At 35.9% G+C, this 13,343-nt stretch carries 14 protein-coding genes; 10 read left to right on the forward strand and 4 right to left on the reverse strand.

Going from position 1 to position 13,343, the window contains the following annotated elements; genetic code table 11:
• The first annotated feature begins 152 nt into the window (after nt 1-152).
• Genes HCJ50_RS10540 through mnhG form a run of 7 tightly spaced genes read left to right on the forward strand, consistent with a single transcriptional unit; the run spans nt 153 to nt 6,141 of the window.
• A complete protein-coding gene (locus HCJ50_RS10540) occupies nt 153-2,561 on the forward strand; it encodes a Na+/H+ antiporter subunit A (protein WP_185348680.1) in 2,409 nt (802 codons plus the stop codon).
• Nucleotides 2,545-2,970: a Na(+)/H(+) antiporter subunit B gene (locus HCJ50_RS10545; protein WP_185348682.1), complete on the forward strand. Its 426-nt coding sequence runs from the start codon at nt 2,545-2,547 to the stop codon at nt 2,968-2,970. Before HCJ50_RS10540 ends, HCJ50_RS10545 begins: the two co-directional genes overlap by 17 nt.
• The gene (locus HCJ50_RS10550; RefSeq protein WP_185348684.1) at nt 2,970-3,317 is read left to right on the forward strand and encodes a Na(+)/H(+) antiporter subunit C; all 348 of its coding nucleotides are present in this window, start codon (nt 2,970-2,972) and stop codon (nt 3,315-3,317) included. Before HCJ50_RS10545 ends, HCJ50_RS10550 begins: the two co-directional genes overlap by 1 nt.
• Complete coding sequence (locus HCJ50_RS10555; RefSeq protein WP_185348712.1) at nt 3,310-4,794, forward strand: Na+/H+ antiporter subunit D; 1,485 nt, start codon at nt 3,310-3,312, stop codon at nt 4,792-4,794. The genes HCJ50_RS10550 and HCJ50_RS10555 overlap by 8 nt, the downstream gene beginning before the upstream one ends.
• A gap of 6 nt (nt 4,795-4,800) precedes the next feature.
• Nucleotides 4,801-5,280, forward strand: coding sequence for a Na+/H+ antiporter subunit E (locus tag HCJ50_RS10560; protein ID WP_185348686.1), 480 nt, complete (start codon nt 4,801-4,803; stop codon nt 5,278-5,280).
• Nucleotides 5,277-5,564 carry a Na(+)/H(+) antiporter subunit F1 gene (locus tag HCJ50_RS10565; RefSeq protein WP_185348688.1) on the forward strand — a complete coding sequence of 96 codons (288 nt, stop codon included), beginning with the start codon at nt 5,277-5,279 and terminating at the stop codon, nt 5,562-5,564. The genes HCJ50_RS10560 and HCJ50_RS10565 overlap by 4 nt, the downstream gene beginning before the upstream one ends.
• On the forward strand, nt 5,548-6,141 hold the full coding sequence (gene mnhG / locus HCJ50_RS10570) for a monovalent cation/H(+) antiporter subunit G (protein ID WP_187127554.1): 594 nt from the start codon (nt 5,548-5,550) through the stop codon (nt 6,139-6,141). Before HCJ50_RS10565 ends, mnhG begins: the two co-directional genes overlap by 17 nt.
• A 24-nt stretch (nt 6,142-6,165) precedes the next feature.
• On the opposite strand, the gene menI is transcribed toward mnhG, so the two are convergent.
• Nucleotides 6,166-6,555 (reverse strand): 1,4-dihydroxy-2-naphthoyl-CoA hydrolase MenI, encoded by a 390-nt coding sequence (menI, locus tag HCJ50_RS10575; protein WP_185348693.1) that lies wholly within the window; start codon nt 6,553-6,555, stop codon nt 6,166-6,168.
• Between the two features lie 128 nt (nt 6,556-6,683).
• Between menI and HCJ50_RS10580 the strand changes: the two genes are divergently transcribed.
• Entirely contained in the window at nt 6,684-7,157 is a 474-nt protein-coding gene (locus tag HCJ50_RS10580) for a divergent PAP2 family protein (RefSeq protein WP_185348695.1), read from the forward strand.
• A 374-nt stretch (nt 7,158-7,531) separates the two neighbouring features.
• Nucleotides 7,532-8,761, forward strand: coding sequence for a chloride channel protein (locus HCJ50_RS10585; RefSeq protein ID WP_185348697.1), 1,230 nt, complete (start codon nt 7,532-7,534; stop codon nt 8,759-8,761).
• 101 nt (nt 8,762-8,862) lie between these two features.
• Here the strand turns inward: HCJ50_RS10585 and HCJ50_RS10590 are convergent, their stop codons facing one another.
• The 3 genes from HCJ50_RS10590 to HCJ50_RS10600 form a co-directional block, all read right to left on the reverse strand.
• Entirely contained in the window at nt 8,863-9,519 is a 657-nt protein-coding gene (locus tag HCJ50_RS10590) for a Crp/Fnr family transcriptional regulator (protein ID WP_185348699.1), read from the reverse strand.
• A 178-nt stretch (nt 9,520-9,697) separates the two neighbouring features.
• Nucleotides 9,698-10,516: a YwqG family protein gene (locus tag HCJ50_RS10595; protein WP_185348700.1), complete on the reverse strand. Its 819-nt coding sequence runs from the start codon at nt 10,514-10,516 to the stop codon at nt 9,698-9,700.
• Nucleotides 10,517-10,597: 81 nt separating this feature from the next.
• A complete protein-coding gene (locus HCJ50_RS10600) occupies nt 10,598-11,809 on the reverse strand; it encodes an NAD(P)/FAD-dependent oxidoreductase (protein ID WP_185348702.1) in 1,212 nt (403 codons plus the stop codon).
• A 451-nt stretch (nt 11,810-12,260) separates the two neighbouring features.
• On the opposite strand from HCJ50_RS10600, the gene HCJ50_RS10605 reads away from it, so the two are divergent.
• The gene (locus HCJ50_RS10605; protein ID WP_185348704.1) at nt 12,261-13,256 is read left to right on the forward strand and encodes an NAD(P)/FAD-dependent oxidoreductase; all 996 of its coding nucleotides are present in this window, start codon (nt 12,261-12,263) and stop codon (nt 13,254-13,256) included.
• Nucleotides 13,257-13,343 lie beyond the last annotated feature (87 nt).

Below are 13,343 nucleotides of genomic sequence, written 5' to 3' on the forward strand. Positions count from 1 at the left end.
TTTATGATTTAGTACGACTTTCTACTATTTTTAGTTACATTTAGATTTTATTAAATGTAAGTACTTGCTTAAAAAACAATGATTTTCCTGTAGTTATTTTCTTAATTTCAGGAGGACTTTCCGTATAAAAATTCTTCGAGGGGGAGCCGATTTTGTCATTTCTTCATCTAGCTATTCTTTTGCCATTCATTGTGGCACTTTTCATTCCAATTTTTTACCGATGGACTAAACATGTTCACACTGGCTGGTTAGTACTACCGATTCCAGTAATTCTATTTATTTACTTTTTAACTTATATCCCAAAGACGATGGACGGGGCAACGATTGTTTCGATGCCTTGGATTCCGCGACTTGGGATTAATTTTACAGTAGTTGTAGATGGTCTTAGTTTACTTTTTGCATTACTGATTACAGGGATTGGGTCACTCGTAACTTTTTACTCGATATATTATCTAGGGAAGAAAAAAGAGCGACTTAATAATTTTTATACTTTCTTATTTATTTTTATGACCGCTATGCTTGGAGTTGTTCTTAGTGATAACTTGATTGTCCTCTATCTGTTTTGGGAGTTAACTTCAATTAGTTCCTTCTTACTGATTGGTTACTGGTATCATAGGGAGCGTTCGCGTTATGGCGCTCGTAAATCTATGATGATTACCGTGTTTGGTGGCTTGATGATGCTTGGAGGATTTATTTTACTCCATATTATGAGTGATTCTTACTCTATTCGAGCAATTATCCAAGATGCAGATGTCATTAGTCAAAGTAGTTTATTCATTCCTGCAATGATTCTCGTCTTACTTGGCGCCTTTACAAAATCTGCTCAAGTTCCATTCCATATTTGGCTCCCTGATGCGATGGAAGCACCGACTCCTGTTAGCGCCTATTTGCATTCCGCGACGATGGTAAAAGCTGGGATTTATATCGTAGCTCGCTTTACTCCACTATTTGCAAGTTCTGGGGTTTGGTTTTGGACCGTTTCACTCGTTGGGCTTGTTACTCTTTTTTGGGGTTCGCTTAATGCCACAAAGAAAAATGATTTAAAAGCGATTTTAGCTTATTCGACCATTAGCCAGCTTGGGATGATTATGGCGTTACTTGGGATTGGAGCAGCCTCGCTTCACTTTGATACGTTAAGTGATGATATTTATGTGATGGCGATTGTCGCAGCAGTTTTCCACTTATTTAATCATGCCACATTTAAAGGTAGCTTGTTTATGATGGTTGGTATTGTCGATCATGAAACTGGGACACGGGACATTAGACGTCTTGGCGGTTTAATGCGAATCATGCCTATAACTGCTACGATTGCTTTCATTGGTACCTTTGCAATGGCTGGGATTCCACCTTTTAATGGCTTCTTAAGTAAAGAAATGTTTTTTGAAAGTATGCTTAATATTACACATTTAGAGTTATTTAATGCTAGCACTTGGGGTGTTATCCTTCCAGTAGTCGCTTGGATTGCTAGTGTATTTACTTTTGTTTATAGTATGATTATTTTCTTTAAAACATTTACTGGAAAAGTAAAACCTTACTTACTTCCCAAAAAGCCACATGAAGCTTCTTTTGGATTGCTTCTACCTCCAATAATTTTGTCTGCATTAGTCGTTATTATTGGTATATTCCCTAATTTAATTGCTGAGCCGATTTTGGAACCTGCTGTCAGAGCAATCGTTCCTGGATTAGATACTGACTTTTCGATTCATATTAGTATGTGGCACGGATTTACACCTGCACTTCTGATGACGATTGGGGTTGTCACTTTTGGCGTTATTTTATTCCTTACACATAAATACTGGAAACCTTGGATTACAACCCGCATTCCTAAAGCACTTAGAATTGGAAAAACATACGACAATGGGATGTTTTATTTAGAACAAGGCTCTTATCGAATGACGATGTTTATTATGACTGGCTGGCTTAGAACTTACTTAAATTATATGTTAGCTGCTTTTATTTTAATGATGGCTTCTGTGATAATATTTACTCAAGCGCTTGATTTTAATTTTTCTAATATGACGAAAGTGACTGTAGTTGATTTCGTATTAGCAGCGGTTATTCTTGTTACTTTAGTTGGTACTGTTTTCTCTAAATCACGAATTACATCCATTATCTTACTTGGAGCAATGGGCTACACAATCAGTATTTTCTTTGTTATTTCTAGAGCGCCAGACCTTGCGCTAACACAACTTATTATTGAAACGATTTCGGTAGTGCTTTATCTACTTGTTTTCTATCATCTGCCGCAGTTTAGTAATATTGAAGAAAAGCCTAAATGGTTATCGATGAAGACGTTTTTAAGTATCGGTGTTGGTGTCATTATTACACTTGTTTCACTCTCTGCTTATAATACTACTTTTTATGATTCGATTTCTAAATACTATATTGATAATGCTTACGTGGAAGCTGCTGGAAAAAATATTGTAAATGTTATTCTAGTTGATTTCCGTGGTTTTGATACAATGTTCGAAACAGCCGTTCTTTCCATTGCTGCTATTGGTATTTATGCAATGATTAAATTACGATTGACGAAACGAGGTGAAAATGATGAAAACGAATGACGTTCTTCTTAGAAATGTGACGAAAGTAGTTGCTTTCATTATTTTCTTATTCTCACTCCATTTATTTTTTGCTGGTCATTATAATCCTGGTGGTGGCTTTGTCGCTGGACTCACTACAGCAGGAGCAATTACTTTAACATTACTCGCATATGATACAAAAACCGTTGCAAGCATGCTAAACATCAATACGATTATGCTTACAGGGATTGGACTTGTTTTTGCACTAGGTACTGGAATGATTGGTATTTTTACTGGCGACGCTTTTTTGACACACAAATTTGGTCATGTGGATTTGCCTATTTTAGGTGATACAGCACTGCACACGGCAACCATTTTTGATCTCGGGGTTTATCTAGTGGTTGTTGGTGTAACACTTACGATAATTCAAACGATTGGGGAGAGTGACTGATGGAACTATTAATGTCTATATTGATCGGCTTGATTTTTGCTGCTGCTGTCTATTTAATTCTCTCTAAAAGTTTACTACGAATTATTATTGGAACGGCTGTCCTTAGTCATGGGGTAAATTTACTTGTACTGACGATGGGTGGCTTAAAAAAAGGACGTGTGCCGATTCTAGGCACGGAAGGAACTGGTTTATACAATGACCCCCTTCCACAGGCCCTTATTTTAACCGCGATTGTTATAAGCTTTGGTGTAACTGCCTTTTTCCTTGTTCTTGCTTATAGAGCGTATCAGGAGCTTGATAGCGAGAGTGTATCCAAGACGAGAGGACATGAAGCCGATGATGAATAATTTAATTTTAATGCCAATCCTTATTCCATTTTTTGGGGCAATTGTGCTAATGCTCCTTCCAAAACGCGTGATTGTACAACGGATTTCCGCTCTTATTTTTAGTGGTATTTTGGTTGTTGCTAATTTTTCTTTAGTATTTTATATTCAAGAAAACGGGATTACGACACTAAATATTGGTAACTGGGCGGCTCCTTTTGGGATTACGATGGTTGGTGATATGTTTGCCATCTTACTTACAGCAACAACTAGCATCATTTTGTTCTGTGTTATCTTATATTCCTTTTATACTATCGGAAAACCACGTGAGAAATTTCTTTACTACCCTGCAATGCTCTTTATGATTGTTGGTGTGAATGGTTCTTTTCTAACGGGCGATATTTTTAATATGTTTGTTTTCTTTGAAGTAATGTTAATGGCATCCTATGTGTTATTAGTTATTGGGGGCACGCAGGTACAGTTAAAAGCAACGATTAAATACTTGCTGATTAATGTCGTTGGTTCTGGATTTTTCGTTGTTGCCATCGCATTACTTTACTCAATGATTGGAACATTAAATATGGCAGATATTTCGCAAAAAATTGCTGACTTAAATGGAGCAAATACTGGAATGATAAGCGTTGTCGCGGTTCTTTTCTTATTTGTATTTGGGCTTAAGGCTGGGCTGTTTCCACTTTATTTCTGGCTCCCAGGATCTTACTTTGCCCCACCAATCCCTGTTCTAGCGCTGTTTGGTGGGCTTTTGACCAAAGTCGGTGTTTATGCGATTATTCGGACCTATACGTTATTCTTTAGTTCTTTAACAGATTTTGTCGTTCCGATGCTTGGAATACTGGCAATAGTGACGATTATCCTCGGTGTTATCGGGGCAATTAGTTATTATGATATGAAGACGATTGTGATTTACAATATTATGATTGCCATTGGTGTGATTTTGTTTAGCGTTTCGATTATGACACGCGAATCAATGACTGGTGCAGTATTTTACTTAATTCACGATATGATTATTAAAGCAGCTCTATTCCTCATTATCGGTATTGTAATGGCGATTACTGGTTACTCTAGTGTGAAGAAGTTTAGTGGTTTAATGACTGTTAAGCCATCTCTTGGTTGGATTTTCTTTATCGCCACGTTAGGTCTGGCAGGAATTCCTCCATTGAGTGGATTCATTGGTAAACTTTTAATTGTCGAAGGAGCTTTCTCAGCTGGTCAAATGGTTGGTGGTATTATCATTCTACTTTCTAGTTTGTTCGTCCTTATGTCACTAATTAAAGTCTTTACTAAAGGTTTCTGGGGAGAGAAAAAAGGGGTATTTAATTTGCAAATCCCTTATAAAAAAATGCTCGTTCCAGTTATTGTCTTATTAACGATTTCGATAGCATATGGTGTGTTTAGTAACGCAATTTATCCGTTTATTGAACAGGCGGTTGATCCACTTGTTGACCCTTCTGTTTATATTCATGCGGTGTTAAAGGAGTGATAAAAGATGGCTTTTCAACTTATTCTTAATATAATTCTTGCTTGTTTGTGGATGTTTCTTGAGTCATCGTTTAGTTTTGCAACATTTATCATTGGCTTTATCATCGGGATTTTCCTCTTGCTATTCATGCGACGCTTTCTTGGATCACGATTTTACATTTTCCGATTGTTCGCTTTAGTCAAACTGGTATTTCGTTTCTTACATGATTTAATTATCTCTACTATTCATGTAAGCCGAATTGTCTTGAAAAAAGATATGAATATCCGTCCTGGAATTTTCAGATATGATACAACACTTGAAACTGATTGGGAAGTAACGATGTTGGCTTTACTAATCACCTTAACGCCTGGAACACTTTCAATTGATATTTCTGATGATTATAAAGCTATTTATGTCCATTCTCTTCATGTTCCAAATATAGAAGAAGAAATTGCTACCATTCGTAAATCATATGAAGGCGCGATTATGGAGGTGTTCCACGGATGATTATTCAAATTGCATTATCTATTGGTTTACTGCTATATTCAGTTTCAACCTTCTTATATCTTTTCCGAATTCTAAAAGGACCAACCACCTCGGATAAAGTAGTGGCACTTGATTCTATTGGGATGAATCTCGTTGCAATTGTTGCCCTCCTGTCGATGTTTTATGATACCAATGCTTTTTTAGATGTAATCTTACTCATCGCTCTACTGGCATTTATTGGAACAGTTTCCTTTGCTAAATTTATTGAGAAAGGGAAGGTGATTGACCGTGAACGTGATAATTGAAATTATTATTTCTGTGATGATTTTAATCGGCGGTTTGCTTAGTATTCTAGCCGCGATTGGTGTTATCAGATTGCCTGATGTTTATACAAGAACTCACGCTGCAGGTATTAGCAATACTTTCGGAGTTAGTTTGCTACTATTTGCCACGGTTGGTTACTTTTTCCACTCTGGAGAAGGATTTAATGCACGTGTCCTACTTGCTATTCTATTTATTTTCTTAACAACACCTGTTGCCTCTCACTTAATTAATCGGGCTGCTTATGATACAGGTGTTCCACTTGCCATTCGAATTCGTGACCAATTACGTTCCGTGAAAAAAGACGATATTAAGAAGAAGAAAAACTTAATTATTCGTCAAGAACAAATTGAAAAAGCACGACAAGAACGAGAAGAACTTGAAGAACGAATGGAATGGGAACGACGCGAAGAAAAAATTGATGAACGTGAAGATAAAGAAGAAGAACAACACGAACGTGATGAACAAACAATTGAAGAACAGTCGGATGATTCTGAGCATGAAATCATCGAGCAAGATGAAAGTGCAACAGACTCCGACGAAGATAAATCCGAAAAATAAAAACAGCATGGTGAAGAGTTATTATTACTCTCCGCCATGCTCTTCTTTTCGTTTCTTTTTCACTGCTATTGTACATCTACTAATACAGATCAACCTATTTGTTTCATCGGTAATTTTTATCTCCCATACTTGTGTACTTTTCCCAAGATGGGTTGCTTCTGCCGTTGCTGTAATCAGACCTGCTTTTTTAGAAGCTAAGTGGTTTGCGTTAATTTCTAGACCAAAAACGATTTCATCAGGTTCGATTGATTTTGCAGCACCTATACTTGCGGCATGTTCTGCTAATACAACAGAAACCCCGCCGTGCAAATAGCCAAATGGTTGATGTACTTTTTCGGTCACGTCTAACTGAACTATTGCTTTTCCTTTTTCTACCGATATTACTTGAATACCAATTGTTTCTTGAAGTCCCATGTGTTCCCTTCTTTCCGAAATTGATTTATACTTTATTATATAAGAGTTGAAAGAAAAATTCTATATTGCTCTCTTAATAAGTTTTGTTGTGGTAAAATGAAAATAGTCTATTTGACAGGAGAGATTAGATGTCGATATTTATGAATACACCATTAATTGCTTCGATTATTGCGATTGTATTTGCACAGGTCGTCAAAGTGCCAATACATATTCTAGTATATCGCAAGTTCAACTTCGGGCTTATGTTTTCTACTGGTGGCATGCCTAGTTCTCATTCAGCAGCAGTAACAGCATTAATGACTACACTTGCTATTGAATATGGTTTAGATTCGCCTTATTTCGCCCTTGCAGTTGTTTTTGGTATTATCGTCATGTTTGATGCAACAGGCGTTAGAAGACAAGCTGGCGAACAAGCTGTCGTGCTTAATAAACTAGTTACCGATTTCCAAGAATTTATGGAACATGCAAAAGGGCTTGCCGCACCTGAACAAGAAGAAAAAACCAAACATTTAAAAGAATTACTTGGTCATAAGCCAATGGAGGTTTTCTTTGGTGCAGTGACCGGGATTGTCATCGGATTTTTAATGGAATTTATTTTATGAAAAAGCTGGCACTTGCTAGCTTTTTTCATTGTATAAAACTCTCATCCTGCTATCTATACATCATTATACAACTGTTTCCTTTAAAAATTTATCGTATTTAACTTTCCTATGTCTTGAAGCCCTTCCTTGCAAGAATAGCCCCTTACAAAAACCGAAAAATCATAGTATAATGAAAACACTTGGAGTTTATTTTTCTATATTAACAAGAAACATATAACCCCTTCTGTTTTCATTAAAGCAACAGACGCTCCTTTACGTTTTACTCGATAAGATAGTCCATTGTTGATGACAAAATGGCGCTTCTTTTTGAGAAAAGTCTCATTTTTAAGGTGGGCGAATTTATATATAATAGTTTAAATAAGGAGTTGGACTGCTTGAAAAAATTGTCATTCGTTTTTGGTTTTTATACGCTTGCTCTTGGACTTCTAGTTGGTGCAATTGCTGCTATCTTCTTAGTCTTAGTTTATTTTTCTACTGAATTTTTATGGACTTACATACCTGAACATTTCCAATCACCATGGTTTTATCCTTTAATTATCGGGTTAATTGGTGGATTGTTTGTAGGATTGTTGCAAATTAAGTTTGGCGCTTATCCGCACTCTATGCATGAAAATATGGCTGAGCTTAAGCGTACTGGCAGGATTGAATATAAAGGTAGCTTGCTTAAAACAATTATAAGTGCTTGGATTATTCTATCTTTCGGGGCTAGTGTTGGGCCAGAAGCAGCATTAATCGGGATTGTTGGGAGCAGTACCACATGGATTATCGATCATTTAAAAGTCTCTTTAAAACATAAAGAAGAATTGATTAGTTTAAGTATTGGCGCTATTATTTCTAGTATTTTCCTTTCGCCTTTTAGTGGGCTAGCTGAGGAACTTGATGATAGTACAGAAGCTAAGAAAATTCCGAAAAAATCTAAATTACTTCTTTCTATTTTAATTTCAGTTAGTGCGCTCTCGTCGTTTTTATGGTTGAAATCATTTATGCAAGTACCACCTAGTATTTTTGCCATTCGTTTACCTGATGCAGGTTGGTCCTGGTGGTTTGCCATCTTATTTTTCCCCATTATTATTTTAGGATGGCTATTTAGTATTTATTTTAAGCAGCTTCAAGTTTACCTATCAAAAGCGCTCTCACTTATTAAAAATAAAATGGTTCTTGCTTTAATTGGTGGTTTAAGTATCGGCGTCTTTGGCATAGGTTCATCTTATTTATTATTTTCCGGAGAACACCAATTAATCGAAGTAACAAAATCGGTTCAAACATTTTCGATTATCGCCTTATTACTTATCGCTCTTTTAAAACCGGTGTTAGTTGCACTTTGTTTAGCTACTGGTTGGAGAGGGGGAGCCATCTTCCCCGCAATCTTCTCTAGCAGTATCATGGGATATATTGTAACTGCATGGCTAGATGCGCCCACTGGTTTTTTAATCACTGTATTCGTCGCTGCAAGCTGTACAAAAATCATTGGCAAGCCGCTATTAACAGCATCGATTCTGTTATTTGTCTTTCCACTACAATTCTTCCCATTCATATTACTTACTGGATTTATCGTAAATAAAGATTGGTGGGCTAGCATTAAAAAAAGAATCCAACCAAATTAAAAAAGTACTTTTTAAATGCAAAATAAGCAGAAATCTGATAGCTCCATTTAAAAATGGCTCTATATAATGATTTCTGCTTTTATTATTTTCTATAATGGTTTTTAGCTCTCAGGCTCTTCAACCACTTTATTTTCAACTTTTTTAATGTAGAACCTACCTTGTTTCTCTTTTAAAACTTCTTTTTCAATTAAAAGTAATAGTTTTTCATTTAATAATTTTCGTGATATTTTGCCGTACTTGGCCATTTTCATTTTATTAATATATTTTGGGATTTCTTGGTAGCCATCTATACTTTCGATTTCTAACTTTTCGCAAAGATATTGCAAAGCGTAAACGATTCTTTCTTCTGCGGATAAATCATATTTAATTAACTCATTATATAAATTTTTGTTATTGACTAGGGTTGCTTCTAACAGCCATTCCATGTATGAAGGTTTATTTGTCGCATAGTTGAGAAAATACTCTCTATCCACAAATACGAGCGAAACATCTGTATCACAAACCAAATGTAATTCATTCTCTCCACTAATTGCTGCGACTTGCTGGTTAATTATATCCCCATTTGAAAAAAAATGAAGAATTTGAAATTTTTTATTCTCAACGTGAAGAATTCCATTTGTAATGATAATAAACTCGTCTAGAAAAGTTTCTCCCTTGATAATCTTATTTTTAGAGAGTTTCACGTAACGGATCCATTTATCTTTTAACTTATACTTATCTAATTCTTGGACCATTTCTTTCACTTCTTCATTGTACAAATGTATCTCCTCCTACTAGTTTTCCTAAGTTTAGCAGGATTAAAGGGATTTCATGTGTGGATTTTACACACTATTAGGTTTCTTTTTCGTCAAATTTATTACAAAAGTACCTTTAAAATGAGAAATTATAACTAAAAAGAAAAATCCTCATCCATCAATGGAGAGAATTTCTGCTTTTTTAGGAACAATCCCAGTTATATAAAATATTCGAAAAGTCACGATTAATTAAGTCTTGTTTATTAATGAAAAAATTACCAACGCCACAATCACCCCACATAATTGCCATTCGATTTTCGTCAAAGTCTTCTGAGGCCAATTGGAATAACAACGTGTCATGATACGGGCTTTCTGTATACATACGAGGATCTTCTTGTGTGAAAAATGGATAGCCACCAACTTGACTTTTCTCTGTTGCTAGATTAAATAATTGGTCTATTTTATCTTCAGCTTCGGCAAATATTAAATCTGCAAGTTCATAGAAATTATGACCAAATTCATGTTCAAAATCATAACTATCTTGTAAAAGGATTTGATCTGATACTAGACCAGAGATTTTAAACTCCCCATTAACGACCGGATAAAAGTGTGTTTTTAATACATCTTTAAAAAAGAAATCTTGTTCTTCTGCCGTTAAACTTTCACTTCCTAAATCATCAAAGAAAAAAACACGGAAATTTTCTTGCTTTGTAGGATTTTCGAAATTAAGTCCTAATAAATCATCTTGATAATCAATGTAAAATGCCAATATACCAAATTCTGGATAATTTTCCATTTGTGGCATTTCGGAAAAATTAATTTGCGCTAATAAAGAAAGCGGCTTCCCTTCTTCTGTTAATGGGTAACCTTGTTCTTTTGGCAAATAACCACGTCCTCCAGCTTTACTTTGGAGTAATGATAATGTTCCCGCTTCTTTAAAATTCAATACTAGCCGTTCTTTCTCAGTTTCTAAAAATCGCTCTGCCCATTCACTTGGTAGAATATCGAAAAGTTGTTCCATGCGTTACCTTCTTTCTTTTTTTCCATTATAACATGAAAAAGTGCAATATCTGATGAAACGAGATATTGCACTACTTTGTTATTATTTATAAAATTTAAATTTCCCTTTACTCGCTAAAACACCTGAACCGCCTATTAATAGAAGCGCACGATCATCAATAACTTTTTTCATTACGGATGCTGGGTAGCCTTTAAGATTTTTTCCAAAGACAACGCCAATTGCATCATTATCACCTAATGAGCAAACCGTTCCTTTTTCATGATAAACAAAATCTTGTAAATCTGTTTCACCATTCACTAATTTTTCTAAGTTGACTGCCGCTACATCTGCTTGTTGCATAGCGATTTGGGCAGTTGGTGGGAATGGACGTTCATTCGCTGGGTTAATGATTAAAGAACAGTCACCCACGATTAAAATTTCTTCATTACCTGGAACAGTAAGATTATTGTTTACTTTTACACGTCCTCGGCCTGCTTCAAATCCAGATGCTTCGATGACACTATTTCCACGAACTCCAGCAGCCCATATAATCGTTGCTGCTTTAATTTCGCGAATTTCGTTTTCACTTTCAGCATATTTTACGCCGTCAGCAGTAGCTTCTTTGACTGGTTTCCCAACATGAAACTCTACACCACGGTCTTCTAAAACACCTACTCCATAATCCACTAATTTAGCATCAAATTGTGGTAATACTTTTGGTGCTGCTTCCATACAGAAAATCTTTACTTTCTCACGAGGTACATCATATTTTTTAACTAGTTCTGGAATGCGATTAGTTAATTCCCCAAGAAACTCAATTCCAGTAAAGCCAGCTCCACCAACGATGATTGTTAATAATTCATCACGAGGATCTGTTTTCCATTTAGCAAATTGCGCCTCGATATGCGCACGGATTTTTTTCACTGATTCTACGCTTGTAATAGTAAACGCATATTCTTTTAAACCACTGATTCCAAATGTTTCTGCTTCTGACCCAAGTGCAATTAACAAGTAGTCATAGCTAATATCGCCATTTGCATCTAGTGTAACTGTTTTTTCGTCTTTATTAATTTTGACTACAGTATCTTGCATGAAGGTTGTTTTTGCTTCATTAACAACTTTCTCAAGCGGGTACATTAATTTTTCTGGTTCAATTGTTCCTGCTGCTGCCTCATGTAACCATGTCGTTTCATGATGATAGTCATTCTTATTCACTAGAACGATTTCGGCATCCAAGTTTCTCTGTTGCAATTTACGCAATGTTTTTAGTCCTCCGTAACCTGCTCCGAGAATGACAATTTTTGATTTACTCATCTGTTATCACATCTACTTTCCCTTATATTTTTCTTCACAAAAAAAATTGCATTAAGAATTTCTTACTGCACCTATGTAGATTGCGCTAAAAATCTACTGCAAACTATTTTCAAGTGAAACTGGTAAGTACCAATATATTCCCCATATTTATAGCTTACAAACTATATCATAGACTTTTTAAGTATCATTTTCAAGAAAGCGAACTTGCGGTTTTTGGCTTCCTGCGAACTAGGTTAGAGTGGTATACGATTTTTTTCACAATAAAGCTCTCTACTTGCTTGTATTTTGGAATCATCCTTTATTTAAATTAAAATTGGTCTAGTTCACTTTAATTCCTTTTTTTAGTCTAGCAATCCCGCAAACATTCTTTTTCAACAAATTATGCTAAAATATGCTTATTGCAACTTTAGTGTTTTCAAAAGGAATTTAGTACCTAGGGGGGTGATGTGTTTTGGATGAAAAAACAAAAATATACGATATCACGATCATTGGCGGTGGACCAGTTGGGCTATTTGCGGCCTTTTATGCTGGAATGCGAAGTGCGAGTGTGAAAATAATCGAAAGTTTACCACAATTAGGGGGGCAACTTTCAACGCTATATCCCGAGAAATATATTTATGATATTCCGGGCTATCCATCTGTCCGCGCACAAGAACTTGTAAATAATCTTATTCAACAAATGAAGCCATTTGAGCCGACTGTTGCATTAGAAGAAGCTGTTCAAAGTGTGGAAAAACAAGTTGATGGTACATTTGAAATCATCACAAAGAAAGACATACATTATAGTAAAGCAGTGATTATAACAGCAGGTAACGGCGCATTTGAACCTAGACGTTTGGACCTTCCTAACGCGGAACAATATGAAGGCACAAATATTCACTACTTTATTAATGATATAAGTCGTTTTTCCGGACGGCATGTTGCTGTTTGTGGCGGCGGAGATTCTGCAGTAGACTGGGCGCTTATGCTGGAAAAAGTTGCAAGTTCCGTGTCCATTATTCATAGACGCAACGCTTTTCGTGCACATGAACATAGCGTAAGCAATCTAGAAAAATCTTCCATAAAGGTTAAAACACCATTCATTCCAACCGAAATTCTTGGAGATGGAGACAGGCTGACCCATATTACATTGCAAGAAGTAAAAGGAGATACAAAAGAAACGCTGGAAATTGACGATTTTATCATCAATTATGGCTTTGTTTCCTCACTTGGACCTATTAAAAATTGGGGACTTGAGCTAGAGCGTAACTCCATTTTTGTCAATTCCAAAATGGAGACGAGTGTTCCTGGTATTTATTGTGCTGGTGATATTTGTACTTATGATGGCAAAGTAAAACTGATTGCTACTGGATTTGGGGAAGCACCTACTGCTGTAAATAATGCGATGAACTTTATTGATCCAAAAGCTCGCGTACAACCAATGCATTCCACTTCTTTATTCGAATAATACCTAAAGCCACGAGGTAACTTGTGGTTTTATTTTTTACTCACCGGGAAAAGTTCTTTGTAGAGATTTTTTAGGAGGAGATTAGCA

The organism is Listeria immobilis (genome assembly GCF_014322765.1).
GTDB lineage: Bacteria > Bacillota > Bacilli > Lactobacillales > Listeriaceae > Listeria > Listeria immobilis.

What these genes read in the sequence shown, in the direction of transcription:
- HCJ50_RS10545 (WP_185348682.1), top strand. Translation starts at nt 2,545, where the DNA reads ATGATGAAAACGAATGACGTTCTTCTTAGAAATGTGACGAAAGTAGTT.
- HCJ50_RS10550 (WP_185348684.1), top strand. Translation starts at nt 2,970, where the DNA reads ATGGAACTATTAATGTCTATATTGATCGGCTTGATTTTTGCTGCTGCT.
- HCJ50_RS10555 (WP_185348712.1), top strand. Translation starts at nt 3,310, where the DNA reads ATGAATAATTTAATTTTAATGCCAATCCTTATTCCATTTTTTGGGGCA.
- HCJ50_RS10560 (WP_185348686.1), top strand. Translation starts at nt 4,801, where the DNA reads ATGGCTTTTCAACTTATTCTTAATATAATTCTTGCTTGTTTGTGGATG.
- HCJ50_RS10565 (WP_185348688.1), top strand. Translation starts at nt 5,277, where the DNA reads ATGATTATTCAAATTGCATTATCTATTGGTTTACTGCTATATTCAGTT.
- menI (WP_185348693.1), bottom strand. Translation starts at nt 6,555, where the DNA reads ATGGGACTTCAAGAAACAATTGGTATTCAAGTAATATCGGTAGAAAAA.
- HCJ50_RS10580 (WP_185348695.1), top strand. Translation starts at nt 6,684, where the DNA reads ATGTCGATATTTATGAATACACCATTAATTGCTTCGATTATTGCGATT.
- HCJ50_RS10595 (WP_185348700.1), bottom strand. Translation starts at nt 10,516, where the DNA reads ATGGAACAACTTTTCGATATTCTACCAAGTGAATGGGCAGAGCGATTT.
- HCJ50_RS10600 (WP_185348702.1), bottom strand. Translation starts at nt 11,809, where the DNA reads ATGAGTAAATCAAAAATTGTCATTCTCGGAGCAGGTTACGGAGGACTA.